The organism is Abiotrophia sp. HMSC24B09, from assembly GCF_001815865.1.
GTDB lineage: Bacteria > Bacillota > Bacilli > Lactobacillales > Aerococcaceae > Abiotrophia.
Window position 1 is genome coordinate 110413 of sequence record NZ_KV822213.1, and the last position, 26744, is coordinate 137156.

Here is a 26744-nt window from a genome sequence, read left to right on the forward strand (position 1 = left end):
TATAATAGAAGGGAAAAGCGCCATCTGGCGCCAGAAGATAAGGAGGGAACCCTATGGAATGTCCAAAATGCCATCACCAAAACTCCAAAGTTAATGACTCCCGGCCAGCTGATGGTGGGGCGGCAATCCGGCGGCGGCGGGAATGCCTCAACTGCAAACATCGTTTCTCTACCTATGAACGGATCGAACAGATTCCCTTGTTGGTCATTAAGCGTGACGGTACCCGGGAAGAATTCAGCCAAGAGAAGCTATTGCGCGGGATTGTGCGTTCAGCTGAAAAACGGCCTATTACCATGGAACAAATGCAGGCTTTGGCTCAACAAGTCGAAAACAAGATTCGTGAAATTACCGACCAGGAAATTGAGTCAGAACAAATTGGGGAATTTGTGATTCCACTCTTGATGGAATTAGATGAAGTGGCTTATATTCGCTTTGCCAGTGTCTATCGTCAATTCCATTCGCGTGAGAGTTTCTTAAAGGAACTCCAAGCCCTGCAAGATCGTTTAAGCGAGAAAAACGATAAGAAATAAGCCAAGCGTCAATTTTAGAAAGGAGGTCCCATCATGTTAAGTCCCTTACAGCCCTTTCGGGTTCGGCAGCAAGCGCCCTTGTCCCAGCTACAGCAGGTGACCCTGCGCCAATGCTATCAGCCTGTTATCGGCACGGTGGGGCTAGCCTTCTATCTGTCTTTAACGGATTACGCAGGAGCGGACGGTACCTGGAGCCCGGCGGTCATGCATGCTAGTCTGATTGATCAACTGCAAGTTTCGCCGGCCGACTTAAATCAAGCCCGCGGTTACTTGGAGGCCTTGGGCTTACTCAAATCCTATCAACCTAAAAAGGTCCAGGGTAATGTCCAGACTCAATTAGTGTCCTATGAAGTCATAGCGCCACTTGAGGTGGGGAGCTTCTTGCAGCACCCCCTTTATGCGGCTCTGCTGATGAATAAGATTGGGGATCAAGCCTTCTATCGCTTGATGCGCCGCTTTGAATGGGAAGAAATGGACGCCAGCGAGTATGTGGAAGTAACCCAGTCCTTCAGTCAGGTCTTCGACTATCCATCAGACCAAGCTATCAAAGACGCTCAGAACCAGGATGCTTTATCTGGCTCCTACCGTCAGCAGACCGCCCCTAATCCAGCAGAAGCCAGCTTGGACCAAGAGAGTCAGGATAGTTTCCGTTATGGTCAGGTTCTGGATATACTAGAAGCGGCTCAAGTCAATAGCCGACTCTTCACGCGGGAACTGCGCCAGCAAATGGCTAGTCTCCATCAAGTCTATGGCTTTAACGAGGAGCAAGTGGCGACAGTCATTAAATTGGCCTACCAAGACCAGACGCAACAAATTGCCATGGATCAATTACCGAGTCTGGCTAAGCGTTATAAGGCTAGCCTAAGCAGCAAGGAATCGGCTGCTAACCAGGCAGGCCAGCTCAAAGACCAGATTCAAGCTCGTGCGCAAACCTTGCGGGAACAAGGCCAATATAGCAATAATCAGGCACAAATTATTGCCACGGCGGAGATTTTGCCACCGCTAGCCTTTCTCAAACAAGTCAAGCAAGCTAAGGGTGGCATCCGGAGCGACCAAGAAGGCTATAACCTAGAAGCTGCTTTGGATAAGGTTAAATTGTCGCCTGCCATTGTCAACCTAGCTGTCTATTACCTCTTGGTCATGGAAGGGCGCGACCACCTTTACAAGTCTAATTTCGAAAAATTACTGGATGAATGGCAGCAAAAGGGGATTAAAGAAGTCCACCAAGTCTTTCGCTATATCGAAGACAAGCGCCAGGCCCAAGCCAAGAAGTCTAGCCAGGAGTCGGGACGTCCTTATGGCCGGACCCACAAGGGGGCTGGCGCCCAACAGCGTCAAGAAGTGGTGCCTTCGTGGTTAGCCAAGCAACGCCAAGAAGGCCAAGATTCAGGGCAGGTTTCAAGTCAAGCCCAGCCTGATGCTAGCCCAACTGCTAGTCAAGCCACCCAGACCTTCGTCAATCCATTTAAGAAAGGGTCAGCCCAGGAGCTAGACCACTAGAGGAGGAATCTTATGGAGACAATCCAAGACGTCATGCGTCAGATTATGAACCAGCCCCATCTGCAAGAAATTTATGAGCAGGCAGTGGCCTTGGTCCGCCAGGATGAAGCCATTCAAGCCTTCCTCCAAGAACATCAGGCAGAATTAAGTGGGGAAATGATTCAAAATTCCCTGTCCAAACTCAATGAGTTTCGCCTAGAACGTCGGGCTATTGAAGCAGGACAGGCAGGGACCAACCCAGGCTACCAGCCGGAATTATTCATTAACCATAATTTTATTGATGTCCGCTACAAACCAACCACCGATTACTTGGCCAGCCTCAAGGCCCGTCGCCAAGCCGCTAATTTAGATAACCGCATGATGGCAGATGATGTCCGCCAGGCTCATTTGGCTGATTACATCATTGATTCGCCAGAACGTCAGGCCTTAATCAATGCGGTGACGCAATTTATGCAGACCTATCACCAAGATCCTAAATCTGCACAAGGTCTCTATATTACGGGGCCTTATGGGGTGGGTAAGACCTATTTATTGGGGGCTTTGGCCAATCATTTGGTGGAAGAAGAGGGCGCAACGGTGACTTTCTTACACTTCCCGACCTTTGCTTCTGATATGCGGGCTTCTATTCGGGACAATAGCACCCAAGCCAACTTGGATAAGGTCAAGCAGGTGGATGTCTTAATGCTAGATGACATGGGCGCCGAGTCTGATCCGTCGGGCTGGGTGCGAGACGAAGTCTTGGCCATTATTCTAGAGTATCGTATGCGGGAATCGTTACCGACTTTCTTCACTTCCAACTTCTCTCTCAAAGAATACGAAGAAGTCCTGACCTACAACCAAAAAGGCATTAGCCTAGCCAAGGCAGGCCGTATCATGGAGCGGGTTCGTTACCTAGCGCGTGAAATCACCCTCGATGGACCAAACCGCCGGCAACTCAAACGGCAAGGATAAGGAGTAAAGCAATGAATCAACCAGAACCTAATGAATTGACCAAGCGTTATCGGATGACCCGCTTCCTTATGGTCATCGTCTTGGCTGTCCAACTATTTGTCCTGGCAGCCTACTACTTCAAGGAAAAGCAAACGGTCTTAGCCTTTCCGATGATTGTTAACAGCCTTTTCTTGGCTTTGGCCTTGACCCATTTGCGACATATTAAGCCTCGCGATTAAGCCAATCAATTCTTTTTAGCCTTGTTCTGCTTGAACTGGGCTTTTTTCTTATGTTCAGGGCTTGTCTGATGGACTCAAGTTACATACAATAGAAGTAAGAAAAAGCAAGGAGTGGATGTCAGATGAAGGTCTTGGTGACAGGGCATGGGGGCTTTGCCTCCGGCATGGCGGCAGCCAGTAGGATGATTGTTGGTGACCAGGAGCTTATCGACTGGTTGCCTTTTGAGGAAGGCACCAATCTCAGTGACTACCAAGCTCAAATCGCTGCCAGTGTCGAGAGGCATGGGGAAGAAGGTTTGTTGCTTTTAACAGATTTTAAAGGTGGCACCCCCTTTAATGTCAGCATGTTGCTGTCTCAGGGGCATCCACAAGTCGCGGTCCTGGCAGGAACGAATTTGGCTATGATTTTAGAGGCCATTGACCAAGCATCCACAGCAAGTTCAGTGACTGACCTGGCGGATCACTTAGTGGTCATAGGACGCCAAGGTCTGCTTAGGGGGATTCTGCAGGCACGGGACTAGGATTCCTTATCATGCGCGACCTCAATTGCCTAAATTTATTTCCTAGTAAATTCATAGTAATTTCCTAAAAAAATACCTGCTTTTAGTCGCAAGAGCAGGTTATTTTAGTGTATAATAGGGAAGAATACACTGGCAAATCGATGGAGAGGAGTGGACATTATCGCAACGCTGAAAGACGTGGCCAAGAAGGCCAATGTCTCTAAAATGACGGTCTCTCGAGTAATCAATCACCCCCAACTGGTGACGGATGAACTCAAGCAATTGGTCTATCAGGCCATGGAAGAACTCAATTATCGACCTAATATGGCGGCCAAGGCTCTAGCTCAGAACCGGACCCTGATTGTTAAGGTCTTGATTCTGGAAGAAATGGACGCGACAGAGCCTTATTATATGAACCTCTTATCTGGGATTGCCAAAGGTTTAGATAAGTACCAATACTCCCTCCAACTCATGACGGAGAACACCATTGATACGGGGAATAGTGATGGTTATATTATCACCGGCATGCGAGAGTCCGATTATGAATGGATTCGCAAAATCGACAAGCCGCTTATTCTCTACGGGGAGAATACCTACGGGGTGCCTTTTGTTGATTCTGATAACCGGCAGGCTGAATTTAAGGCCACCGAGTATGCCTTTAAAAAAGGTTACGACCACATTATCTTTGTCGGGATTGACGTGCCGGAATACTTCGAGCGCCAGCGGGAGCAAGGCTATCAAGACGCTCTGGCGCAACATCCAGATCACACGGCACAAATTCACCGCATTCGGAATTCCTCGACCGCGGCAGCAGAATTGGTTGAGCGTCTGGACGCGCATTTGGAACCTAACACATGCTTCGTTTGTGCCTCAGATCGCATTGCCTTAGGCATTCAGCGGGGGCTCAAGTCACTGGGAAGAACCATGCCGGACGATGTTGGGGTTATTGGCTTTGATGGGGTCTTCTTAGACCAGATTGCTAGCCCGCAGCTGACGACTGTGAAGCAGAAAGTCTTGGACATGGGGATTGCCTGTGTGGAACAGCTCATGCGCTTAATTGAAGGAGAAAGCCTCAAGGAAACGGCTTGTTACTTTGAAGCAGATTTGGTGGAAAGAGGGTCTACTAGATTGTAGGTTGCTTTACTTCCTATTTAGCTAGTGACATGATAAACTAAGAATCATAAGTAGATAGAGGGGGATATATAAACTATGACTGAGAAAAGAATGACGCGCACTGAGCGTATGCGTCAAGGAAATAAAAGTGCTAAGAAGCCTGATATGGCCTCAAAGGCAAGTAAGAAAAAACAAGGGAAGAAAAGAAAAGGGGGCTTCTCTTGGCGGATTTTTCTGGCAATCTTGCTTTTCTTAGCGGCGGCAGTGCTATTCTTGCTAGATCCAATCAAGAACTATTTGGTCCGTCAAGGTCAGGAGGCGAATGCAGTCACTGAGTTGGACCGTAATAAGCGGGCTGAAATTGAAGCAAATGAGAAGAAGGAAGTGAACTATGACTTTGGTGTCATCAAACCACTTAATCCTTATGATGTCATCGCAAATGGAATTAATGCCAAGGATCTTCCGACTGTAGGTGGCGTGGCCATGCCAGATGTTGGTATGAACTTACCAATTTATAAGGGAGTAACCAATGAAGGGATGTTCTTAGGTGCAGGGACTTTGACTCCTAGCCAGAAGATGGGGGAATCTAACTATTCTATTGCTAGCCATCACTCCATTCATAAGGGCTTACTTTTTGAACCTTTGATGCATGCCAAGGTAGGCCAAGCTGTCTATCTGACAGACTTAGACAAGGTCTATAAATATGAAGTGAATTACATCGATCAAGTGGATCCAAGTCGTGTGGATTTGATTGAACCTACAACCAATCCAATCCTAACCATGATTACCTGTGACTCGACTCTTACCATGCGTGTCGTTGTTCAAGCTAAGTTAGTGGAAACTAAACCTATCGAAGAAGCATCCAAAGATATGGTCAATGCCTTCAAAGCCAAACAGACAGTTCCTACCAATAACTAAACAAGTAGAAACCCCAGACAGAATGTCTGGGGTTTTGTTTTAGGAGATAAATAATAGTCTAACTAAGCTTTGGGATGGCTTTTTGAATGATGACATTGGCAAGCTCCAGGAGGACACTGACAGGGGATGGTCTCCGGGGCAGTCTTGGCTTGTTCTTCTAGTTGCGTTATGATAGCTTGGCAATCAGCTTGGCTTAATGGTGTGCTGGCTAATAGCCGGGCCAGAAAATGGGCGCGATCTTTTCGACAAACAGGATCAAGGGCTGCTTGTAGGCGAAGGAGAGTGGCCTCTTCCTGGCTAATCGTTGCATAAAACTGATAGGGGCTAATCCCTTCGGCTTTGTCTAAATAGCCCTTTTGAATTAGTCTCGAGAGCAGGGATTTAATGGTCCCAACCTTCCAATCACTTGAGGCGGATAGTGTGTCAATGAGTTGACGACTGGTGATACCGGGCATAGTCCAAACCAGTCTCATAAGCCGCCACTCAGCCTCGCTAATATGATACATATCTGATTTATTTTGGCTTAGATTGGCAGTCATGAGCGGGCTCCTTTCTGTAAAAATTACATTTGTCATCTCTTAGTCTAGTAGGCTCAGAAGCCCTTGTCAAGCCAGGAGCACAAGATATAGGGGGAGCCCTAGTTAAAAGGCTCGATTGGACCGGATTTGAAGCGAGTGATTGTTTTTCAAACCACTATATCTTGTGTTGTCTAGATGAATTGTGCACTAAATGTTGGGGCTTAAGGCTTGTTTTTCGTCCCAAATATGGTAAGATAGAACATGTTGAAAAATCTATTCAGGGAGGTGTTGAAATTGCTAGTGGTCTACCTATCCATCACGGGTCAAACGCGTAAGTTTGTCCATAAATTAGACTATCCCTTGTTGGAGATTACTCCAGACTCCGTCTTCACTGAAGTCCAGGAACCCTATATTGTAGTCGTGCCGACTTATGAGAAGGAAGCAACCGAGATAGTGAATGAATTTATCGAAGTAGGCAATAACCGCCATTATTTTAAGGGCGTTGCCGGTGGTGGGAACCGTAATTTTAATACCTTATTTGGTTTTACAGCCAAGGATCTAGCCCGAGATTATCAAGTGCCCCTCTTGCACTTATTTGAATTTCAGGGATCCGAAAATGATGTTAATAAATTGAAAGAGCAGGTGGAACAACTTGGATAAACCAGTCTTAAAGAGTCGTCCGACTGAAGTCACTTACTTCAAACTCAATAATGAATTAAACCGTCCTGTTGATGGGAAAATCCCTCTCAACAAGGACCGGGAAGCCGTGCGTGCTTATTTCCTAGAGCACGTTAACCCTAACACGGTCTTCTTCTATTCTTTGGAAGAGAAGATTAACTACTTGGTAGATAACGACTTTATCGAACGGGAATTCATAGAGAAATACCCAATGGAGTTCATCAAGGAGCTGATTTCCAGCACCTATAAGATGAAGTTCCGCTTCAAGTCCTTCATGTCTGCCTTCAAATTCTATACCCAATATGCCTTACGGACCAACGATGGGGCTCGCTACCTAGAGCGCTATGAAGACCGTATTGCTTTTTGTGCCCTCTTCTTAGCGGACGGGGACCAGGAATTAGCGGTACGTTTGCGGGACGAAATGATCAGCCAACGCTATCAACCCGCAACTCCAACCTTCCTCAACTCAGGGCGTAAGCGCCGTGGAGAGTTGGTTTCTTGCTTCTTAATCCAAATTTCTGACGATATGAACTCAATCGGTCGGGCTATCAACTCTGCCTTACAACTGTCTCGAATTGGAGGTGGGGTAGGGGTGAACCTGTCCAACCTACGAGCTGCTGGTGACCCAATTAAGAAGATTGAGAACGCCTCTAGCGGGGTTGTGCCAGTAATGAAGCTTTTGGAAGATAGCTTTAGCTATTCTAATCAATTAGGCCAACGTAACGGGGCCGGTGCTGTCTACCTCAATGTCTTCCATCCAGATATTGTTTCCTTCCTCTCAACCAAGAAGGAAAACGCGGATGAGAAGGTCCGGGTTAAGACCCTATCTTTAGGGGTCGTGGTACCAGATAAATTCTACGAATTAGCTGCCAAAGATGAGCCTATGTACCTCTTCAGTCCATACGATGTGGAACGCATCTATGGCCGTCCATTTGCCTATGTGGATATTACGCAAGAATACGACAACTTGGTTAACAACCCTGAAATCCGCAAATCTAAGATTTCAGCACGTGACTTGGAAAATGAGATTTCTAAGCTCCAACAAGAATCAGGCTACCCATATATCGTCAACATCGACACGGCTAACCGGGCTAACCCAATTGATGGGACCATTACCATGTCCAACCTCTGTTCTGAAATCCTTCAAGTTCAACGGCCAAGCCACATTAACAACCGTCAAGAGTTTGAAGTCTTAGGGACAGACATTAGCTGTAACTTGGGTTCAACTAACATTCCAAACATGATTGAATCACCTGACTTTGCTTCATCGGTAGAGACTGCGGTCCGGGCCTTGACCTATGTCACTGACCACTCTAACATTGAAGCAGTGCCAACTGTTAAGCACGGCAATGATTTGGCTCATACCATTGGTTTGGGCGGCATGGGCTTGCATACCCTCTTCGCCATCAACCAAATGGAATATGGCTCACCAGAATCAGTTGAATTGACTGAAGCCTACTTCTATGCCCTCAACTACTACACTTTAGTAGCTAGCAACAAGATTGCTAAGGAACGTGGCAAGAGTTTTGACAACTTCGAGAATTCTAAGTACGCGACAGGTGAGTACTTCGATGCTTATATCCAAGCACCTTTCCAAGTGACTTCTGACAAGGTGGCTGCCATCATGAGCAAGGTGGCACTGCCAACAGCAGATGACTGGCGTGCCCTTAAGGAGCAAGTAGCGGCTCACGGCCTCTACCACCAAAACCGTCTGGCTATTGCGCCAACAGGGTCTATCTCTTATGTCAATGAGACTAGTGCTAGTTTGCACCCAATTACGCGTCTGATCGAAGAACGTCAAGAGAAGAAGACAGGGAAGACCTATTATCCAGCGCCAATGCTATCCAATGAGACCCTGCCATACTATAAATCAGCCTACGATACCGATATGCGTAAGGTGATCGACGTCTATGCGGCGGCCCAAAAACATATCGACCAAGGCATGTCCTTAACCCTCTTCATGCGTTCAGAATTGCCAGAAGGCATGTATGAGTGGAAAGAAGGCCGAACCAACAAGATGACTACACGTGACCTTAACATCTTACGTCACTATGCTTGGAAGAAGGGCATCAAGTCCATCTACTATGTGCGGACCTTTACGGAAAATAACGACGAAGTCGGTAGCAACGAATGCGAAAGCTGCTCGATCTAGGAGGCGTCAGACATGACAGACAAACAATACTTTAACCAAATTCTTTCCCAGAAGAACAACATGCCAGTAGCCTACTATAAGGCCATCGACTGGAACAAGGTCGAAGACATGATTGATAAGTTGACCTGGGAAAAACTGACCGAGCAATTCTGGTTGGATACCCGGATTCCGGTTTCTAATGACTTGGATGACTGGCGGACCTTATCCATGGCCGAGCGTGACGTAGTGGCCAAAGCCTTCGGCGGCTTGACTCTCTTAGATACTCTTCAATCAGAAGAAGGGGCAGCGCTCATGAAGGATTTTGTCCGGACCCAACATGAAGAAGCGGTCTGGAATAATATCCAGTTCATGGAATCTGTTCACGCCAAGTCCTACTCTACTATCTTCTCCACCTTAAACACTAAGGCTGAAATCGAAGAAATCTTCGAATGGACTAACACTAACGAGCAACTCCAGTATAAGGCTAAGAAGATCAATGAAATCTACCAATCAGGCCACGGCCTCAAGATTAAGGCAGCCTCTACTATGTTGGAGACCTTCCTCTTCTACTCGGGTTTCTTCACGCCACTTTATTACTTAGGTAATAACAAGTTGGCCAACGTGGCAGAAATTATCAAGCTCATTATCCGTGACGAGTCCGTCCACGGGACCTATACAGGTTATAAATTCCAATTGGGCTATAATGAATTGCCAGAAGACCAGCAAGCGGAGCTCAAGATGTGGGTCTATGAACTCTGCATGGACCTCTACCAGAATGAAGCTAAGTACACCCAGTCCCTCTATGATCAAGTAGGTTGGACTGAAAAAGTTAAAGTCTTCATTCGCTATAATGCCAATAAGGCGCTTCAAAACTTAGGTTTTGATCCACTCTTCCCGGATACAGCAGAAGATGTTGATCCAATCGTCATGAACGGGATTTCGACCGGAACATCCAACCATGACTTCTTCTCACAAGTAGGTAACGGCTACCTCTTGGGTGAAGTGGAAGCAATGGATGACGAAGACTATTCTAAGTGGCTATAAAAAGAAAGCTAGGACCGCGGTCCTAGCTTTTTCTTTGGCTTATCTTGTTTAGAAATTCTCCCGTACGTAAGCGTCTAAGGCTAAGAGGGCATCTGCCACATCACTAGGCGTGAATTTTTGAGCCATTTGATGAATGGTTTCGCCATCTTGGGTGGCCAGTGCGCCGACTTTGACTAGGTCTTCATAGGCCACGCCAGCTAATTTCACTTCTTCCAAGGTAGTTGGGAGACCCAAGGCTTGATAGAAGCGGATGTAGCGGTCTAATTCTTCTTTAGGACGATTTTCTAATACCAATTGGGTCAGGGTCCCATAGGCTACCTTTTCCCCGTGAGTTAGACTGTGAATATCGCCGTGTAAGGCAGTAAAGCCATTGTGGATGGCGTGAGCAGCAGCCAGCCCACAAGATTCAAAACCAATCCCACTCAGTAAGGTGTTGGCTTCTACCACTGCTTCTAGGGCTGGCGTCACGACCTTGGCATGGGCTGCAGCAAGCGCTTGTAGGCCATTTTCAAAGAGGGTGGCTTCGCAGGCACGGGCAATGGCTTCGGCTGCGATACTTGGACTGCCACCGGCCATGGTTGCGCCATATGCTTCAATGACAGCACGACCTTCAACCCAGGTAGCTAGGGCATCTGCAATCCCAGAAGCTAGCAGGCGCACAGGTGCTTGGGCAATGACTTGGGTGTCTACGAGGACTAGTTCAGGGTTTTTGCTGTAGAAGAGGTAACGTTCGAAGACGCCTTCTTCTGAGTAAATCACTGAGAGAGCCGAAGTAGGAGCATCGGTCGAAGCAACCGTCGGCAAGATAGCCACCGGTACCTGCAGTTTGTCAGCAATGGCTTTGGCGGTATCAATGGTCTTACCACCACCCAAACCTAGGATGACTTGAATGTCTAGGTCACGACCCACTTGGCTAACGCGGTCAATTTCGACGTCTGAAGCTTCTCCATGGAAGGCTTCGTAGTGAACAAAGGCACTGCGAGCTTTGAGGTCTTCTTCTAACTGACGGCCGGCAATTTCATAAACAGTCGAGTCGGCTAGTAGGAGTGCGCGCTTACCTAGAGCGAGAATATGGTCTAAGCCAGACTTGAGCACGCCTTTACCTTGGACATAACGAGAAGGACTTGCAAATACTTTTTCCATCAAACATCACCTTTTCTTTCTAGATTTGTGGCTAGGCCACTATAAGCTTAGTCTAGCACTGGAAGGCTTGTGAAGCAAGTGAAAGGCCTTTCAAAATTATGTTGTGATTAGGATTCACAAATTTTCTAATTTTTGTCGGGGAAAGGTCCTTTTATGACTGAGGTATAGGCAATCTCTATCTAAGTATAAACTATATTCTTAAATTCAATAAAATACCATATTTTATATAATCGGCTTTCAATCTGATGACAGGAGTGCTATACTTAAAGCATAGAATTCTATGACAAACCTAGAAAGAAGGATCTGATAATATGGACTTTACAGGTAAAAGAGCCATTGTCACAGGTGGTGCCAATGGGATCGGGAAAGAAGTCGTTCGCGGTATTGTCGAAGGCGGTGGTTCCGTCATTATCGCCGATATCAATGAGGTAGCAGCTCGGGCAACCATTGCAGAATTTGGTCCAGCCGTTGATTTTGTCCACATGGATTTAGGTGACCATGAGGCCATTGAGACCGCTATGCAAAGTATTCTGTCTAGACCTGAACGCGTGGATATTCTAGTCAACTGTGCTGGGGTCATCTCTGCTAAGCCATTTGATCAATTAAGCTATGAGGAATGGGAACGCACTATCCGGATTAATCTGACCGGCTGCTTCTCTACCATCAGCCAGATTTTCCCTTATTTCAAGGAAGCGGGCGGGGGGCGTATTGTCAACGTCTCCTCAGTAGCCGCTAAATTAGGGGGTGGCCTCTTAGGGACCGCTGCTTATGCCTCTTCTAAGGCGGGCTTGAATGGCTTAACCAAAGCCATTGCCAAGGAAGGCGGTAAATACGGTATCTACTGTAATGCGGTTTGCCCATCCTTCACCCGGACTGAAATGACGACCGTCCTATCTGAAGACGCTGAAAAGAGCCAACGTGTCATCAGCATGATTCCGCTAGGCAAGCGCGCCGAACCGGTTGAAATTGCCCAAATGATTCTCTTCTTTGCTAGCGATTTAGCTAGCTTCATCACGGGGGAAATTGGCGACTGCGACGGCGGCATTACCTTGGATGGTTGATGTCTAGAAGTCAATCTATCTGAAGGGAGCCTAGTAAGATGCAAAAAGCCAAAAAATTCAAAATCCCTGGGGACATTATTATTATCCCTATGTTTATCGGCTGTGCCATTAACAGCCTGTTGCCACAGGTCCTAGAAATTGGAGGCTTCACTACTCCAATTGTAAAGGGTGCCGGGCCTCTAGTCGGGGCCTTCCTCTTCTTCATTGGGGGGACCATTTCCTTAAAAAATACGCCTAAAGCGGTAGGACGCGGGGCAGCTATCATCCTATCCAAGATTGCCGTCTCCGTTGTCCTAGGGCTCTTAGTAGCCAAACTCCTAGGCGATAATTTCCTAGGACTGTCAGCCCTAGCCATCATCGGGGCCATGTCTGTGGCCAATAATGCTATGTATGCCGGCATTGTCGATGTCTACGGTAATGAAATTGACGCTGGGGCAGTGGGGATTACTACCCTCAGTGTGGGGCCTATGGTGACCATGGCGGCCTTAGCTTCAGCGGGCTTGGCTAATATTTCCATTTGGAACTTGGTTGGGACGGTCTTGCCCCTAGTCTTAGGGATTGCCCTTGGGAATGCCTTTCCTTTTATGAAGAAAGCTCTATCCAATGGGGTGCCTGCCATTATTATGATTGTTGGTTTCTGCTTGGGGGCCAACATGAGCTTCGGCCAAATTCTTGAAGGCGGTCTGCCGGGTATCCTCTTAGGGATTCTGACCACCGCGCTTGGCGGGGCAGTCGCTATCTGGGTGGACCGGTCTACAGGCGGGTCCGGGATTGCCGGTGCAGCCATTTCAAGTACGGCAGCCAGTGCCATTGCGACCCCAGTAGCCTTGGCGGCTGTGGATGCTAGTTTTAAGGGACTGGAGTCAATCGCCACAACTCAGATTACGGCCTCCGTTATCGTGACGGCTATTCTAACGCCACTTTTGACCGCTTGGGTAGCTAAGCGCAATCAGGAAAAGGGAATTGACAGCAAAGCAATCTAAGAAAGGGCCAGCAGAAGATGCTGGCCTTTTGGTATCAAGAAAACCACCAGCAATGCTGGTGGTTCCGGAGAGCTTATAGCGAGGTAAGAAAAATAACCTCCCAATTGGTAAACTTAGTGTAGGTTTCCCGACCACACCAAAAGAACCATGGAGGTATCCTTACGAAAAAGGACAATATACACAAGTCGGAAATGTAAGTATCCTATCGTGTTCGCGCCCCAATATCGATGTCAAAACATATATGGGAAGTACAAGGCAACGATTGGCAGAATTATTCGTGAATTATGCGAGCGCAAGGGCGTCAATATCTATGAAACAAATGTCTGCAAAGACCGCATTGAAGTTTGCAAGGTTTATGGGGTATCTGAAAGGAAAAAATAGTCTCATGATATTTGATCGATAGGCAAATTTAAAGTGACGTTATGGGAACCGTAAGTTTTGGTGTCGAGGCTACTTCGTAGATACAGTAGGCCTTTAGACCGTGGCCGGTAGCAGAGGCTTCCAGTCGCAAAGCAAACCGCCTGTTACAAGGGTCGGTTTTGATTGTGGTTAACCCGAAGTGCTATAAGAATATTGTGACTTTGAGTGGAGCTCAAGCTAAATCCAGCATTGGCTTTAGTCTCTATATCTTGATGAACTGTCTCCCAGCTAGTAGAATGAAGGTAACAATTTTGTGTGTCAATCATCCTAGAACCCACAAAAGGTAGTTTAAGATAAGAAGGAGAATGAATATGACTTATAATATTGAATTAGTCTCTTTTGATGAAGACAAATTGCGAGCCGTTTGGGAGTTGGGATTTCGTGATGCGGAACCTGAGTGGGCGCGTTGGGATGCACCTTATTTTCAAGAATATCAAGCATATGAGAGTTTTGAAGACTTTGCCTCTAGTGGCGTGGCAGCTTTTCTCTTAAGTGAAGGTGTGCGTTGTATCCAAGTAGAAGGCCAACCAGTGGGAATGGTCTCCCGAATTTGGGAAGATCGACGAACTCGTTGGATGGAAGTAGGAATTGTCATTTATGATGCCAATCGTTGGAACGCTGGTGTGGGACGGAAGGCTTTGGCGAAGTGGACGACCGATACTTTCGATTGTTTTACTGAATTAGAACATTTGGGCCTAACAACTTGGAGCGGAAATGTCCGTATGATGAGTTGCGCCCACGGTCTCGGTTGGCAACAAGAAGCCTGTATTCGTCGAGTCCGCTACTGGCAGGGGACCTACTATGATAGCGTCAAGTATGGAGTCCTCAGAGAAGAATGGGGAAAATAATAGATGAGAACTCACTGAGCGCTTGGTTTGTTGGGTTCTCTTGCTTTCAGTCATCGAGGATGGATGCGGGTAGATTCGTATTTCTTGTGCCCCATGAGCATGAGTAGTGAAATTAAACTATCCACTTTCCAATATGAAATATTTTTTTGAAGTGACTGATGGCCCCCCAAAAATGAAGCAGAAAGGTAGAGTGCAGATGAAAATTAAAGATATAGCACGTGACTATAATTTGGACAAAGAGGCCTTTGAGGCCTTCCTTCAAGACCAAGGAATCGCAGTGAAGTTTTCTCTGACCGGTGCCTATCTAGAAGACAGTGTGGACCTAGTTCATTTGCTAGACCAATTTCAGAACTATTTAGCTGACCAAGATGAGGAATTTGCTGAACAACTTGCCCAACAAAAAGAACGGGAGCAAGGAATTGCTAATATTGTAGTGACTACGGGACAGGGATTTGATGGCTATAGTATCACGCATTATGGTGGGCCTGTGGCTAGTGATTTGGCACATTCTATCGCGCGTGGTGTGGATGGAGGTCGTGGAGACAATGCCTTAGGTGACCCGGCCCAAAGTTTAGTAGATGTTATGGCAGAAGGGCGTATCCTGACTTTGGCCCATCTCAAGGAACAAGCCTATGATCTTGGCTGTAATGCCATTATCAACCTTAAATTTGATTATGTGACCTTAGAACCTGAAACAGTCAATACTCAAGGAGCTACAAGCTATCTTCCTTATGTATTCTGTGTTACCGCTCTAGGTACAGCAGTCTACGCGGAGGAAGTCTAATCAGCTAAGACCATCATTTCAGACGCTAAATCAACCCACTGAGCCTTACGGTTTAGTGGGTATTTTTGCATTAAGATAGTAAATTTAGGTAAACCTCAAAGAATAGGACCTAAGTCCTATTCGCTGAGCCCCGTCATATGGTATAATCATCTTGTCCTTGAAATGAGAACTTGATTCAGAGGACAGGAGGATCATAATATGAAAAAAACGTGGTTATTTGTGATTGCTGTTCTGGCAGTCATCGCCTTTGCCTTAGGTGGTACCTATAATAGCCTGGTATCATCGCAAAATGCAGTTACTCAAGCCCAGGCGGACGTGCAAGTTGATTTGCAACGCCGCTATGACTTAATTCCTAACGTAGTCAATAGCGTGAAGGGCTATATGAGTCATGAATCAGAAATCTTCGAGAAAATAGCAGAAGCCCGTTCTAAGATTGGTTCTGGTAATGCGTCAGAAGCCGAGCAAGGCCAGTCTGACTTATCATCAGCTGTGTCCCGTTTATTGGTTTTAACAGAGAATTATCCAGATTTGAAGGCCAATCAACAGGTAGAAAATCTTATTACTGAATTGGAAGGCACTGAAAACCGTATCAAGACCTCCCGTGGCGTTTTCAACGAAGTAGCGACCAAGTACAATACTAAGGTTCGCTCCTTCCCAACTAACTTGGTAGCGGGAATCTTCGGTTTCCAACCGGTGAACTTGTATCAAGCAAGTAGTGATGCGCAAGTAGCACCGACAGTAGATTTGAATTCTTCTAGCCGTTAAGGCGACAGTAAGTCCTATGAGGAGGCATGACCATGAAAACTAAAAAATGGCGAGGATTCCTACTCTTATTAGGCTGTGTCTTCTTGTTTATGGTGGGCTGTGGCGCTAAGACTAACAACTTACCTGATAAACCAGAGCGGTCGGTTGTAGATGAGGCTAAGGTCTTGTCTCAGGATACTTTAGCCTATATTGACCAGGTCAACCGACAACTGGCTCAGACCTCAGAGCAGTATCAAATTGGGGTTTATCTGCCAGCTGATCTCAAAGGTTTCAGTATTGAAGAGCTAGCCAACAAGGTAGCTAAAAAATGGCAAGTGGGTTTCTCTGGTACTAACAATGGAATATTGTTGGTGGTTGCGCCTAATGACCGCAAGATGCGGATTGAGACCTCAAATAAGGCGGCTGAAGCCTTACCCGATGTGGCGGCCAAACGAATCTTGGATTCTGCCAAGAGTGAACTTAAAGCTAAGGATTACGATCGAGCAGTGCGTCTGCAGATACAGGGGATTATCCAGTATCTAGGATTGTCGGATAGCCAACTGACCCAACTTGGGGTGACTAACTCGGCACGTGCTGAGCATGAGACAGCCTTGCGCTGGTCTAAGAGCCCTTGGCGTTTTGTTGCCAGTGCTTGGCCGCTCTTTGTTATTTTGCCTTTTGGTATACCACTCGGTATTCGCCTCTTACGGCGTCGCCGTGGCGCCTTCCGTTGGTCCGATGACGATGATGATTTCTTCGACGGATTCTGGGGTAGCGGCGGTAGTGGCGGCATCCTAGGCGGTTGGTGGAGCTCTGATAGTTCCGGCTCTGGCTCCGGTTCAAGTGGTAGTTCAAGTGGCAGTTCCGGCGGTTGGGGCGGTGGCGGCTTCGGCGGCGGCGGTGCTTCCAGTGGCTGGTAAAGTAATCAAATAGCTAAGGCTAGGACTCAGTCCTGGCCTTTTTCGTTTGGCTAGATTGAACCTATCTTCTGTGATATAGTAGGAAAGAAGAGATAAGGAGGATAAGCATGAAATTTCTTATACCGAGTGCCAAGCAGATGTCAGGCTTGTCTGATGGCAAGTTCGTTGAGTTAGCGCCAGCTAGCCAGGCTGTATTGGCGCAATTAGGTGATTTATCAACTGAAGAATTGGCTAAGTTTTATGATATTTCTGACGCTCAAGCTGTAACCGAGACGGAACGCTGGCAGGCTTTGGCGGCAGGAAAAGCGGCGTCATACCCTGCCATGGATTTATACGATGGCCTAATGTATCGTCAATTCAAGCCGGTGCTTAAGTCAGATAAGGCTCGAGCCTTCGCTAGTCAGCATGTCTTGATTGCCACCGCGCTCTATGGCTTAATTGTGGCTAATGCCCCGATTGCGCCGCATAGATTAGATTTCATGAAATCTCTCAAGGTTAATGGCAAGCCCCTAAAAGCCTATTGGAAGGCACAGTATGATACATCTATAAGCGCCAATCAAGATGAAGTATTGGTTTCCCTTCTATCATCTGAGTTTGAACAAGTATTCAGTCCAGCCCTGCGGCGACTTTTCTTACGGGTTCAGTTTCTAGAAGAAGTGGATGGCCGACTCAAACGCCATTCGACCATTTCTAAGAAAGGGCGCGGGCAGCTACTAGCTTATTGTATAGAGCATCAAGTCCAGACTCTAGAAGCACTCCAAGCTGCTAAGTTTGATGGCTACAGCTACCGGGCAGATTTATCCAGTGAACTAGACTGGGTCTACGTTAAAAAATAGAGAAATAAAGGAATAAGCCAGCCCCTTAGGGGCTGGCTTATTTAGCTAGTATAGGCTATTTTTCATTGTCACTAGCAAGCTGGCTTTCAGGTTTCTTACCTTCTAACAAATCTAGCGCCCAGCGGTAGCCAATATAGTGGAAGTCACCGCGTAAGTCCTCTTCCAAGATTTTGCGGTATTTGCCTTTGACGAAGTCAATGAGCTTCTGGTGTAAGTCGACCAGGATTTGATCTTGGTCCGTTACATAGAGGATGCGCTCAGCACCTTTGCTAGGATAGTAGTAGCGTGCCTTAACTGGTGTATCAGGCTTCTCGGTTGCAAAGAGACCATCTGTCAGAATCTTGACTGCTTCAATGATGCGGTCATCATGACCGGATTCCAGAATTTGAATCTTCTCTAGTAATTCAGGAACGGTTGTCACCAAGCGCAGTTGGTAGTGGTCTAGGGAGAAGTTGAGGCCTTCCAAGATTTGCTCCAAATCGTCTTCTAGACGATCTTTGTCTTCCAGATAATGGGGCAAGAGAAAAATCATATAGGCAGCTTGTGGATTATGATAGAGAAATTGATAAGTGAGTTGACGCTCAGCACCACAAGTAGGGCACTCGAAGCGGAAGAGTTGACCTTCGAAGAGATCAAGCACTAAAGGCGCTTGGGTCTTGCTATTAAGGTGAGTAGGGTAGTCTTTATCTACTTGGGTCTGACAGACAGGACAAGTCAGGTGGAGTTCAGGCATGGTGAAGCCTCCTTCATCAATCTTTCTTTTATTATATCAAAAAAAAATGCGAAATCTATCTCAAGCTACTTAGAATAGAAAAAATGTGGTACAATAGGAATGTAAGGGTGCCCGTAAGTCAGTCGCGAGCAACCCATAATGTATGCAGAAAGGGATGGAAGTAATGAACTGTTTAGTGGTCTATATGTCACGTTATGGCTCGACCAAACGCTATGCTGAGCAAATCGCCAAAGTGCTTAATTGCCGTGTCTGTGCCCATAATGAGGTCACCGATACACTCCTGGCAGAGAGTCAGATTATGATTCTGGGAACCTGTATTTTGGAAGGGCGTTTAGAAGGTGCTCCTGTTTATCAAGAATGGATAGAGTCTTGGCCTGACAAGTATTGGATTCTCTACACGGTTGGTCTCTCCAATCCAGACTTAACTAACTTTGATCCTCTCATGGCGGCGGCCTTCAAGCCAGAAGTCTTGGAGCGCATCACTGAATTCCATTTTCGCGGAACAATTGTCTATAAGCGCCTTGACTTTATGCAACGCTTAGCTAAGCAACTAGAAGATACCAAAGAACATTCCCTAGATACAGTCAGTTTGGGTGACGTAGAGCGCTCCATGCTGGAGACATATGGGACCACTTATGATGTAACCGAAGAATCTTCTCTGGAGCCTTTGGTGGCTCGGGTTCGTGCTATTCAGAAAGGAGCAAAATAAATGGTAGATACCAAGGAACTAGTCGGCCGTTATGCCGCTAATTATGTTAAAGACGGTATGGTGGTCGGTTTAGGGACCGGCTCAACAGCTTATTGGTTTGTTGAAGAATTAGGTGCTCGTATTGCGGATGGCCGCCTCAAACAAATTGTGGGCGTGGCTACTTCTCGTCGGACAGCGGAACAAGCCCTTAAGTTAGGCATTACCATCATGGATTTAGATCGGGTTAACCATATTGATTTGGTCGTTGACGGGGCGGATGAAGTGACCCGTGATTTCTATGGCATCAAAGGGGGTGGTGGTGCCCTCTTGCATGAAAAGATTGTGGCTAAGAATGCTAAACGTTCTATCTGGGTTGTAGGTGAAGACAAGGTTGTCGATACTTTAGGAGCTTTTCCCTTGCCTGTTGAGGTGGTGCAGTTTGGGTCCTGGAATCTTTTCCGTCAATTGATGGCGGCAGGCCTAGAACCAAGCTTCCGTAAAGTTGGGTCTGATTCGCTCTATATGACAGATTCTGGCAACTACATTATCGACTTAAAGCTAGGCCAAATTTCTTATCCTCACCAACTAGCCCATGAATTGAAGAATACGGTAGGGGTAGTCGAACATGGCCTCTTCCTAGATGTTTGTGATACTTTCTTGGTGGGACGTGCTGACGGTAGCATCCTCCTTTATCAGAAAGATCAATCCGAGCCAATGACAATTGAGGTGGATTAAATGCGGGTAGTAGACCTAATCGAGAAAAAACAAGCAGGCCTGGCCTTGAGTCAGGAAGAAATCAATTTCCTGATTGCCGGTTATACAGATGGCACAATACCTGATTATCAGATGAGCGCTTTAGCCATGGCTATCTATTTCCAAGGCATGACGGAAGAAGAAGCTAGCTACTTGACTATGGCCATGGTCAAGTCAGGGGATGAGATTGATTTATCCGCTATTCATGGTGTCAAAGTCGATAAACACTCAACTGGTGGCGTGGGCGATACAACTACCCTGGTGCTAGCACCTCTAGTAGCTGCCTGTGGTGTGCCAGTTGCTAAAATGAGTGGTCGTGGCTTGGGCCATACGGGTGGGACCACTGATAAATTAGAGGCCATTCCTGGCTTCTCCGTGACTCTATCACCCCAAGATTTTATTGATCATGTTAATCGCTACAAGATTGCCGTAGTTGGACAGAGTGGTAACCTGACTCCGGCCGACAAGAAGCTTTATGCCCTGCGGGATGTGACGGGTACCGTCCAATCTATTCCCTTGATTGCTAGCTCCATTATGAGTAAGAAAATTGCGGCCGGAGCAGATGCCATTGTCTTAGACGTTAAGACAGGCGAAGGGGCCTTCATGAAGACCTTGGCAGATGCGGAAGCTCTGGCCCATACCATGGTGAAGATTGGACACCAAGTGGGCCGTAAGACTTTGGCGGTTATTTCTGATATGAGCCAGCCATTAGGCTATATGATTGGAAATGCCTTAGAGGTCAAAGAAGCCATCCAGACCCTTCAAGGCCAAGGACCAGAAGATTTAACAGAACTTTGCTTGGTTTTAGGCGGTCAAATGTTGCTAGCAGCAAATCGAGTAACTAGCCTAGAAGAAGGAAAAGCCCTCTTGCAAGAACAAATCGATTCTGGTCGTGCCTTGGAAGTCTTCAAGACCTTCCTTGCTAATCAAGGCGGGGATACGAGAATTGTGGATAAGCTAGACTTGTTACCTCAAGCTCGCTATCACATTCCATTCCTAGCCCAAAGTTCGGGTGTAGTCAGCCAATGGGTGGCTGATGAAGTTGGGGTAGCCGCTATGATGTTAGGCGCTGGACGTGAGACCAAGGAAGATATTATCGACCCAGCCGTAGGGATTGAACTCTGCGCCAAGGTCGGTGATCCTATTCAAGAAGGCCAACCACTTGCGATTTTACACAGTAACCGAGAAGATGTGAGCGAGGTCTTGGCTCGCTTGTCTGCTGCCGTTTCGATTGCCGACTCCGCTCAGGTGCCAGAATTAATTCGCAAAGTTATTGTGGAGTAAGTTTATCAACCAATCAAACAGCCCCCATCAGTTGGAAAATCAGCCAACGGTGGAGGGCTGTTGAATTATAACGAGCTTTTCTAAAAAAGTCTTAACTAGGGTGGTTTTAGTTTACTTTTGCAAGTCAGAGTGTTAAACTGACTGATGAATTTGTATGATTTTCGGAAACGAAATGAGGTGACAAAATGTCAATTAAACCAAGAACAATCAAGCCTTTTTCTTATGGGGTGCTAGCCTTAGGCTTAGCGCTTATACTAGGGAGCGCAGAGGTGGTAGGTGCCCAATCAGATTCTGAGCAAGTAGACTCAACAAGCCAAGTAGAAGGCCTAGCCACCTCGTCTGAGAGTGCTAGTTCTGTAGCTGAATCCGAAATGGTCTCCACTTCTGCTGAGAGTTTGGCTGAACCACAACTATCCAAACAAGAACTATTGCAGGCCGCCCTTGATGCTATGCATGAGTTAAAAACCTACCAGGTACGTTATGGCTTTACCTACGTCAAGGATCGGGCTTATACTGCCCAAGTACAAGCGGTGGGGGACCGTAGTCGCGGTATTGCTAAGATACAATTAACCTATTATGGCGATAAAGGCGAAGGTCTTAAGTATCAACTAGATTTGATGACTTATGATAATCTCTCTCATGTCTATATTAAGCATAGTCAATTATTAGCAAGCATGACTTTCTTCCCTGAATTGTCTTTGACAACGGAGCAGCTCAAGGCCTTAGAAGCCTATGATGACTATTATATCGAACTTAGCAAGGAACAGCTTAAGCAAGTTGGCTTAGATCAAGAAGCTTTCCAGCTGCTTTTCTTAGAGCCTAACCGCAAGAAGTTGAATCAGTTGCCGGAAGCTAAGATTCATGAGTTCAAAGGGACCGTGATGACCAGTGCAGAGTTGACTGAAATACCGGAGTTTCTCTTTGACCAGACACGTAACTTACATCTGGATTATCGTCTTAAGATGGAGTGGGAAGCAAGTGACAAAGGCCCTAGTCTAAAACTCAATCCCCATCTGGATTTGGTGGGGAAAGGGGTCGGTTTGGACCTTCAAGGGGAAGTATCAGCTAAGATTCGTAAAGGAGAATTTGGCCTCAACCGCATTGCGGATATCGCGACGGGCAAGGTAGATTTTCTTAAGGCAATGCAATTGAAGACGAGCCCTGTTCTCCAAAAGCTCAAGCGTTTTAGCTTGCGAGTGAATCCTAAGGAACAGAGCTATCGTATGACTCTCTTGGGGGTGGTAGAAGATACCAACCTTAACCTTTTCAATAATAATCCTGCCTATACACGCTCTTATGACTATGTAGTGGATTATGAGTTGAGCCCTAGTCAGGAACACTTACCAGATATTACTGAGCTTAAGCGCCTTTCGGCTCAGGAATATCAATCCATATTAAATAAGATATTAAGTCAGACACCAAAAGAGTAGGATTTCTTTTATGGCTGCCAGTTTACTAGATAGTAAACTGGCTTTTTGTTTTGCCTAGGAACCTATGTCTGTGGCACCAATTAGCTAATAATAGCAGAGGCCCATGACAAAATAGTGTTCGTATGTCCCTAATATAGAATGGTGTGATAGAGGAGAGTCTTAAGCTAGTGTCTAGGGATGAGTGGATAAAATGAGTCTTTTTGTTAATTTATATAGAGGAATCCAAAAAATGATCTTTAATTATTAAGTAGAATAGGCAATTTCATTGTCTCTTAGGCCATAATAAGAGCCTATGTCAGAAGCAATAAATTTCTGTAAAACTACATATTTATCAATGGAAAGCTTGTCAAATGATTAGAAGCAAATTTCCTAAAAAACATCGTGCAATCTCTCTCTATATATACTATAATAATGGGCGGAGTGAATGAAAGAAGTTAACAAGGGCACTACCTTGGCTCCAGTTCCATTGGTGTGCAGATTCTCATGTAGAGTAGCTTCCTCGTTAGTTTGTTTCTTTCATCGTATATTTTATATAGAGGAGTCAGTCTATGTTTAGTAAGAATAATCGCCAGATGAATGATAAAAAACAGGGCGAGATAATCACGCGCTATACGATTAAGAAGTTTAGCTTTGGCGCAGCCTCTGTAGCAGTAGCCTGTGGTATTTATTTTGCTAATGGTGCAACTGCGGAGGCCCAAGATTATAGCGGTGTAACAAGTAGTGTAGATTACGAAGTAGTGGCCGAAGCGAGCGATCAATCGCTAGCCCCCGAGGTTAACCTAAATCAAGCCTCAGAAGTAGATAGTCTTGCTTCAACGGATCAAGGAAGTGATCCAATAGAATCTAGGGAAAAACTTAAAGAAGAGAGTTTGAATAAGCCCCAAGAATCCTCAGAAGGCCCTATTCATTCTGCTTCTAGTCAAGCAACAAATGAAGATCGACCAGTGCCTTCTGTGGAAGCATTACAGACTAGTCGTTCTCGCCGAGTACGTCGAGATGTTACATCTAATAGTTTGCGGGATGGCAATCCTAATAATACGGTATCGAAGCCTACCTTGGCTGATTCGGAGAATAAGAGACCAGCTGATTTAATGAAGCAAATCAATTGGCTAGATTTATCTGACCCTAATTCAATTTCGAATTTGGACAATGGTTCCCTTAAAGTAGGAACCGTCTATGAAAAAGAAATTTCGCCAGGATATCGGGTTAAATTGACGGTTACGGACTTAAAACCCTTTAACTCAACCGAAATCTATCGTAATCGTGTTCAGGGGACTGAGCATGCGGCTAGCTACAATCCGAATGCTAAGAATACATGGCTGACATATGCGCCTGAATACAATGATCAGCAGAACAATGGAGATGACTACCGTCCTAAAATTATAGGGGCAGCTCAGAACCAATGGACAGCTATTAGAGATCAAGGAATCAATACTAAAGGGCGATTGACCCAATTACAAGTGCCACGCAACGGTGCTAACTATGGGGTGACTTTCAAAGTTGAAGCAACTTATCTTAACAAGCCAGTTAAGGCGACTGTAGTTATGGCCGATGGCGAAGAAGCCAACCCAGGTGAGTATGCTATATTTACTACAAATGGGCAAGGCTGGGAGCACTTGGCTGAATGGAAACGTGTCCGCCCAGATGGGACCGAAATTACGGATACCTATTATGCAATGCTTCCTAACACTGATGGTCAATATATCGGGGAAGAAGGGAGTAAGGTTTATTGGCATGCCTATACTAATCCAGATCAAAAAACGGGGGGGCTAGGTTCCCAGGTTTTTGGTCCTAATGTTTCAAATGGCTATACGGTGCCACTTGTTATGAGTCGTGGGGCTTCTGAAGTGGGAATTTATATTGCTTCTTCCGGTCAACAAGGGGCTATGATAGGTTTTATGGTTGTCGATGAAGGGGATGCTCCTGAAACTTATGGGACAGCAGTTCACGCTATTTCTGGCTACGATGCAGAGACAGGGAATCCTAGCCCTCAACCTTATCTAGGTAGGGTGAAAGCCGATGTTGACACATCTTCTGGCGGTGACTGGACTCACGATGATATTACAGATCACGCCGATGAAGGTATCAAGCAACTCTTGCCTGATGATTTAGTTAATCAAACTCACAATCTTTTCCGAGCAGATCGTCTTCGTGACGGAAATTACTCCGTTCGTTTCCACGCAAATGCCAATGGCAATGCCAAGGCATATGTTCGTGCTTGGATGGACTTCAACCAAAACGGAAAGTTTGATGATAATGAAGCCAGTGATTTCACTGAAGTAACGGGTGAAGGCGACTTCACTGTTAATTTTAGAAATCATCCGCCGATGACAAATGATCAGGTTAACAAGATTGGGATGCGTGTTCGTATTGCCTTGAATCAAGGGGATATTGAAAAACCTACTGGAACAGCATTTAGTGGGGAAGTAGAGGACTTAGAAGTGCTCTTAACCTATCCACCAAAAGGTGAGAAGAAGGAGACTTTTGGTTTGCAAGGTCAACAACATAAAGCGACCCTTCACTTTACTCCTCGTGGTGTAGACAAAAACGATGAGAATGCCAAAGCAGCCATTGACACCAACAAAGCACCAATCGTTTTAGATAATACAGGGCAGATCCTAACACCAAATGGTGAGGGATGGTACACTACGACAGAAGGACGCTATAAAGTGACCGCAGATGGCGCTGACGTTAATGTTGTTTTTGAGCCTGCGGCAGGTTTTACTGGTAAAGCAGCAGGGATTAATATTCGTCGTTTTGATACCAACGGATCAGACACTAACTGGACCGCTAAGAACAATGCAGAAGCACCTGTAAGTGATACGCTCAATACTATGGACGCTCGTTATGTTCCAAATGTATTGAAGCATACTGAGAACGTTTCAACCGACGCACAAGGTTTACCACAAGAAAAAGATATCGTCTTTAATGATGGGGATCCAGCCAACACACCTGTTCAGCCATCGGCTAGCAATCCAGCTACTTTCTTAGATGCTGAGGGTAACCCTGTATCAGGAACAAGTATTCCAGCAACTTCTGGTGGTAAGGAAGTCGGGACCTTTAACTTAGATCCAGCAACAGGTCGTGTAACTTTCACTCCAAACAAGTCATTTGTTGGGACGGTAGATCCAGTTAATTTACAAGTAAATGATGCTTCTGGGCAACCTCACCGAGCGACTTACCAACCGAAGGTGACGCCAGTTGTACCAACAGGTCAGAACGCAAGCTCTGAAGGTATTCAAGGGGCTGAGCAATCCGGCAACCTAGTCTTCACTCCAGGTGATAGCCATGTGCCAATTGATGAAGCCGTTGCACCAACCTTTGACAATGGTAAATCAACTAAGGAAGTTCCAGGTGTTGGGACATATACAGTGGATAATACAGGTCGTGTAACCTTCCAACCACTTCCTGGCTATACTGGTCGTCCAAATCCTGAAACGGTTAAACGTGTGGATAAGAACGGGACAGAAGTAACTGCTACTTACCAAGCCGATGTCAAGGCTGCAACCCCTACAGGCCAAGATACTCAGACTACTGGGCTTCAAGGGCAACTTCAAACTAGCCAACTTAACTTCACACCGGGTCAAGCAACTGTTAATAACCAAACTCAAACAGTTCCATTGAACCCAGCTGGGCCACAATTCGTTGTGGATGGGCAAGTTCAACAAGGTAATACCTTGACAGTTAGCGACGCGAGTGGCAAGGTACAAGGAACCTATACAGTTAAACCAAATGGTGAAATCAGCTTCCAACCAGCTCCAGATTTCTATGGGACTCCTACTCCTGCACGCCTTCGCGTAACAGACAGCAATGGTTCTACGGCAGATGCAGTTTATCAGCCAAACGTTACACAAGTAACGCCAACCAGCACCAACGCTGAATCCAATGGTGTACAAGGGCAACCACAAAAGGGCACACCAACCTTTACTGAAGGGAACCCATTAGTACCACTTGATGACACGAAACCAATGACTTTCGAAGACGGTTCAAGCACGAAGAAGGTTCCAGGTGTAGGT

General features: G+C 46.2%; 25 protein-coding genes and 1 pseudogene. 23 read left to right on the forward strand and 3 right to left on the reverse strand.

Translation table 11 applies throughout. The features are described from left to right. The first annotated feature begins 53 nt into the window (after window positions 1-53). The 7 genes from nrdR (at window position 54) to HMPREF3093_RS08675 (ending at window position 5730) form a co-directional block, all read left to right on the forward strand. Window positions 54-530 (forward strand): transcriptional regulator NrdR, encoded by a 477-nt coding sequence (gene nrdR, locus HMPREF3093_RS08645; protein ID WP_023390995.1) that lies wholly within the window; start codon window positions 54-56, stop codon window positions 528-530. A gap of 33 nt (window positions 531-563) precedes the next feature. After that, window positions 564-2030 carry a DnaD domain protein gene (locus HMPREF3093_RS08650; protein WP_070756576.1) on the forward strand — a complete coding sequence of 489 codons (1467 nt, stop codon included), beginning with the start codon at window positions 564-566 and terminating at the stop codon, window positions 2028-2030. Between the two features lie 12 nt (window positions 2031-2042). Then, complete coding sequence (gene dnaI / locus HMPREF3093_RS08655) at window positions 2043-2981, forward strand: primosomal protein DnaI (RefSeq protein ID WP_070756577.1); 939 nt, start codon at window positions 2043-2045, stop codon at window positions 2979-2981. 11 nt (window positions 2982-2992) lie between these two features. After that, entirely contained in the window at window positions 2993-3199 is a 207-nt protein-coding gene (locus HMPREF3093_RS08660) for a hypothetical protein (RefSeq protein ID WP_070756578.1), read from the forward strand. Window positions 3200-3321: 122 nt separating this feature from the next. Beyond that, complete coding sequence (locus tag HMPREF3093_RS08665) at window positions 3322-3720, forward strand: PTS sugar transporter subunit IIA (RefSeq protein WP_070756579.1); 399 nt, start codon at window positions 3322-3324, stop codon at window positions 3718-3720. A gap of 159 nt (window positions 3721-3879) precedes the next feature. Further along, window positions 3880-4833 carry a LacI family DNA-binding transcriptional regulator gene (locus HMPREF3093_RS08670; protein ID WP_070756599.1) on the forward strand — a complete coding sequence of 318 codons (954 nt, stop codon included), beginning with the start codon at window positions 3880-3882 and terminating at the stop codon, window positions 4831-4833. Window positions 4834-4908: 75 nt separating this feature from the next. After that, window positions 4909-5730, forward strand: coding sequence for a class A sortase (locus tag HMPREF3093_RS08675; protein WP_257244580.1), 822 nt, complete (start codon window positions 4909-4911; stop codon window positions 5728-5730). A gap of 62 nt (window positions 5731-5792) precedes the next feature. Here HMPREF3093_RS08675 and HMPREF3093_RS08680 read toward each other — a convergent pair whose 3' ends face one another. After that, window positions 5793-6269: a BlaI/MecI/CopY family transcriptional regulator gene (locus HMPREF3093_RS08680; RefSeq protein ID WP_070756580.1), complete on the reverse strand. Its 477-nt coding sequence runs from the start codon at window positions 6267-6269 to the stop codon at window positions 5793-5795. Window positions 6270-6542: 273 nt separating this feature from the next. On the opposite strand from HMPREF3093_RS08680, the gene nrdI reads away from it, so the two are divergent. From nrdI to nrdF, 3 genes are read left to right on the forward strand one after another with little or no spacing between them, the layout of a single operon-like run. Further along, window positions 6543-6908 carry a class Ib ribonucleoside-diphosphate reductase assembly flavoprotein NrdI gene (gene nrdI / locus HMPREF3093_RS08685; RefSeq protein ID WP_035363895.1) on the forward strand — a complete coding sequence of 122 codons (366 nt, stop codon included), beginning with the start codon at window positions 6543-6545 and terminating at the stop codon, window positions 6906-6908. After that, window positions 6901-9078, forward strand: coding sequence for a class 1b ribonucleoside-diphosphate reductase subunit alpha (nrdE, locus tag HMPREF3093_RS08690; protein ID WP_070756581.1), 2178 nt, complete (start codon window positions 6901-6903; stop codon window positions 9076-9078). Before nrdI ends, nrdE begins: the two co-directional genes overlap by 8 nt. A gap of 12 nt (window positions 9079-9090) precedes the next feature. Beyond that, window positions 9091-10101: a class 1b ribonucleoside-diphosphate reductase subunit beta gene (nrdF, locus tag HMPREF3093_RS08695; protein WP_180363301.1), complete on the forward strand. Its 1011-nt coding sequence runs from the start codon at window positions 9091-9093 to the stop codon at window positions 10099-10101. A gap of 48 nt (window positions 10102-10149) precedes the next feature. On the opposite strand, the gene HMPREF3093_RS08700 is transcribed toward nrdF, so the two are convergent. After that, entirely contained in the window at window positions 10150-11244 is a 1095-nt protein-coding gene (locus HMPREF3093_RS08700; protein ID WP_070756582.1) for a glycerol dehydrogenase, read from the reverse strand. Window positions 11245-11555: 311 nt separating this feature from the next. Between HMPREF3093_RS08700 and HMPREF3093_RS08705 the strand changes: the two genes are divergently transcribed. From HMPREF3093_RS08705 to yaaA, 8 genes and pseudogenes are all read left to right on the forward strand, one after another. Continuing rightward, entirely contained in the window at window positions 11556-12305 is a 750-nt protein-coding gene (locus tag HMPREF3093_RS08705) for an SDR family NAD(P)-dependent oxidoreductase (RefSeq protein ID WP_070756583.1), read from the forward strand. Window positions 12306-12343: 38 nt separating this feature from the next. After that, window positions 12344-13288 carry a 2-keto-3-deoxygluconate permease gene (locus tag HMPREF3093_RS08710; RefSeq protein ID WP_070756584.1) on the forward strand — a complete coding sequence of 315 codons (945 nt, stop codon included), beginning with the start codon at window positions 12344-12346 and terminating at the stop codon, window positions 13286-13288. 147 nt (window positions 13289-13435) lie between these two features. After that, window positions 13436-13703: pseudogene (locus tag HMPREF3093_RS09635) on the forward strand (transposase); the annotation flags it as partial. Between the two features lie 316 nt (window positions 13704-14019). Continuing rightward, window positions 14020-14556: a GNAT family N-acetyltransferase gene (locus HMPREF3093_RS08715; protein ID WP_070756585.1), complete on the forward strand. Its 537-nt coding sequence runs from the start codon at window positions 14020-14022 to the stop codon at window positions 14554-14556. A 196-nt stretch (window positions 14557-14752) separates the two neighbouring features. Further along, window positions 14753-15340, forward strand: a complete 588-nt coding sequence (locus HMPREF3093_RS08720) for a heavy metal-binding domain-containing protein (protein ID WP_070756586.1) — start codon at window positions 14753-14755, stop codon at window positions 15338-15340. Between the two features lie 198 nt (window positions 15341-15538). Then, window positions 15539-16105: a LemA family protein gene (locus tag HMPREF3093_RS08725; protein ID WP_070756587.1), complete on the forward strand. Its 567-nt coding sequence runs from the start codon at window positions 15539-15541 to the stop codon at window positions 16103-16105. Window positions 16106-16137: 32 nt separating this feature from the next. Continuing rightward, entirely contained in the window at window positions 16138-17004 is an 867-nt protein-coding gene (locus tag HMPREF3093_RS08730) for a TPM domain-containing protein (protein ID WP_070756588.1), read from the forward strand. A 107-nt stretch (window positions 17005-17111) separates the two neighbouring features. Beyond that, window positions 17112-17840: a peroxide stress protein YaaA gene (gene yaaA, locus HMPREF3093_RS08735; RefSeq protein WP_070756589.1), complete on the forward strand. Its 729-nt coding sequence runs from the start codon at window positions 17112-17114 to the stop codon at window positions 17838-17840. A 55-nt stretch (window positions 17841-17895) separates the two neighbouring features. On the opposite strand, the gene HMPREF3093_RS08740 is transcribed toward yaaA, so the two are convergent. Beyond that, the gene (locus HMPREF3093_RS08740; RefSeq protein WP_070756590.1) at window positions 17896-18573 is read right to left on the reverse strand and encodes a CpXC domain-containing protein; all 678 of its coding nucleotides are present in this window, start codon (window positions 18571-18573) and stop codon (window positions 17896-17898) included. Window positions 18574-18757: 184 nt separating this feature from the next. Here HMPREF3093_RS08740 and HMPREF3093_RS08745 point away from each other — a divergent pair, with 184 nt between their 5' ends. From HMPREF3093_RS08745 to HMPREF3093_RS08765, 5 genes are all read left to right on the forward strand, one after another. Next, window positions 18758-19282: a flavodoxin domain-containing protein gene (locus HMPREF3093_RS08745; RefSeq protein ID WP_180363302.1), complete on the forward strand. Its 525-nt coding sequence runs from the start codon at window positions 18758-18760 to the stop codon at window positions 19280-19282. After that, entirely contained in the window at window positions 19283-19996 is a 714-nt protein-coding gene (gene rpiA, locus HMPREF3093_RS08750) for a ribose-5-phosphate isomerase RpiA (RefSeq protein WP_070756593.1), read from the forward strand. It begins immediately after the preceding gene. Then, window positions 19997-21298, forward strand: a complete 1302-nt coding sequence (locus HMPREF3093_RS08755) for a pyrimidine-nucleoside phosphorylase (protein WP_070756594.1) — start codon at window positions 19997-19999, stop codon at window positions 21296-21298. Between the two features lie 185 nt (window positions 21299-21483). Next, a complete protein-coding gene (locus HMPREF3093_RS08760) occupies window positions 21484-22728 on the forward strand; it encodes a hypothetical protein (protein ID WP_070756595.1) in 1245 nt (414 codons plus the stop codon). Window positions 22729-23276: 548 nt separating this feature from the next. Next, window positions 23277-26744: CshA/CshB family fibrillar adhesin-related protein (locus HMPREF3093_RS08765; protein ID WP_143227698.1), on the forward strand; the 3468-nt coding region annotated here is incomplete at its 3' end.

What these genes read in the sequence shown, in the direction of transcription:
- nrdR (WP_023390995.1), top strand. Translation starts at nt 54, where the DNA reads ATGGAATGTCCAAAATGCCATCACCAAAACTCCAAAGTTAATGACTCC.
- HMPREF3093_RS08650 (WP_070756576.1), top strand. Translation starts at nt 564, where the DNA reads ATGTTAAGTCCCTTACAGCCCTTTCGGGTTCGGCAGCAAGCGCCCTTG.
- dnaI (WP_070756577.1), top strand. Translation starts at nt 2,043, where the DNA reads ATGGAGACAATCCAAGACGTCATGCGTCAGATTATGAACCAGCCCCAT.
- HMPREF3093_RS08660 (WP_070756578.1), top strand. Translation starts at nt 2,993, where the DNA reads ATGAATCAACCAGAACCTAATGAATTGACCAAGCGTTATCGGATGACC.
- HMPREF3093_RS08665 (WP_070756579.1), top strand. Translation starts at nt 3,322, where the DNA reads ATGAAGGTCTTGGTGACAGGGCATGGGGGCTTTGCCTCCGGCATGGCG.
- HMPREF3093_RS08675 (WP_257244580.1), top strand. Translation starts at nt 4,909, where the DNA reads ATGACTGAGAAAAGAATGACGCGCACTGAGCGTATGCGTCAAGGAAAT.
- HMPREF3093_RS08680 (WP_070756580.1), bottom strand. Translation starts at nt 6,269, where the DNA reads ATGACTGCCAATCTAAGCCAAAATAAATCAGATATGTATCATATTAGC.
- nrdF (WP_180363301.1), top strand. Translation starts at nt 9,091, where the DNA reads ATGACAGACAAACAATACTTTAACCAAATTCTTTCCCAGAAGAACAAC.
- HMPREF3093_RS08700 (WP_070756582.1), bottom strand. Translation starts at nt 11,244, where the DNA reads ATGGAAAAAGTATTTGCAAGTCCTTCTCGTTATGTCCAAGGTAAAGGC.
- HMPREF3093_RS08705 (WP_070756583.1), top strand. Translation starts at nt 11,556, where the DNA reads ATGGACTTTACAGGTAAAAGAGCCATTGTCACAGGTGGTGCCAATGGG.
- HMPREF3093_RS08710 (WP_070756584.1), top strand. Translation starts at nt 12,344, where the DNA reads ATGCAAAAAGCCAAAAAATTCAAAATCCCTGGGGACATTATTATTATC.
- HMPREF3093_RS08715 (WP_070756585.1), top strand. Translation starts at nt 14,020, where the DNA reads ATGACTTATAATATTGAATTAGTCTCTTTTGATGAAGACAAATTGCGA.
- HMPREF3093_RS08720 (WP_070756586.1), top strand. Translation starts at nt 14,753, where the DNA reads ATGAAAATTAAAGATATAGCACGTGACTATAATTTGGACAAAGAGGCC.
- HMPREF3093_RS08725 (WP_070756587.1), top strand. Translation starts at nt 15,539, where the DNA reads ATGAAAAAAACGTGGTTATTTGTGATTGCTGTTCTGGCAGTCATCGCC.
- HMPREF3093_RS08730 (WP_070756588.1), top strand. Translation starts at nt 16,138, where the DNA reads ATGAAAACTAAAAAATGGCGAGGATTCCTACTCTTATTAGGCTGTGTC.
- yaaA (WP_070756589.1), top strand. Translation starts at nt 17,112, where the DNA reads ATGAAATTTCTTATACCGAGTGCCAAGCAGATGTCAGGCTTGTCTGAT.
- HMPREF3093_RS08740 (WP_070756590.1), bottom strand. Translation starts at nt 18,573, where the DNA reads ATGCCTGAACTCCACCTGACTTGTCCTGTCTGTCAGACCCAAGTAGAT.
- HMPREF3093_RS08745 (WP_180363302.1), top strand. Translation starts at nt 18,758, where the DNA reads ATGTCACGTTATGGCTCGACCAAACGCTATGCTGAGCAAATCGCCAAA.
- rpiA (WP_070756593.1), top strand. Translation starts at nt 19,283, where the DNA reads ATGGTAGATACCAAGGAACTAGTCGGCCGTTATGCCGCTAATTATGTT.
- HMPREF3093_RS08755 (WP_070756594.1), top strand. Translation starts at nt 19,997, where the DNA reads ATGCGGGTAGTAGACCTAATCGAGAAAAAACAAGCAGGCCTGGCCTTG.
- HMPREF3093_RS08760 (WP_070756595.1), top strand. Translation starts at nt 21,484, where the DNA reads ATGTCAATTAAACCAAGAACAATCAAGCCTTTTTCTTATGGGGTGCTA.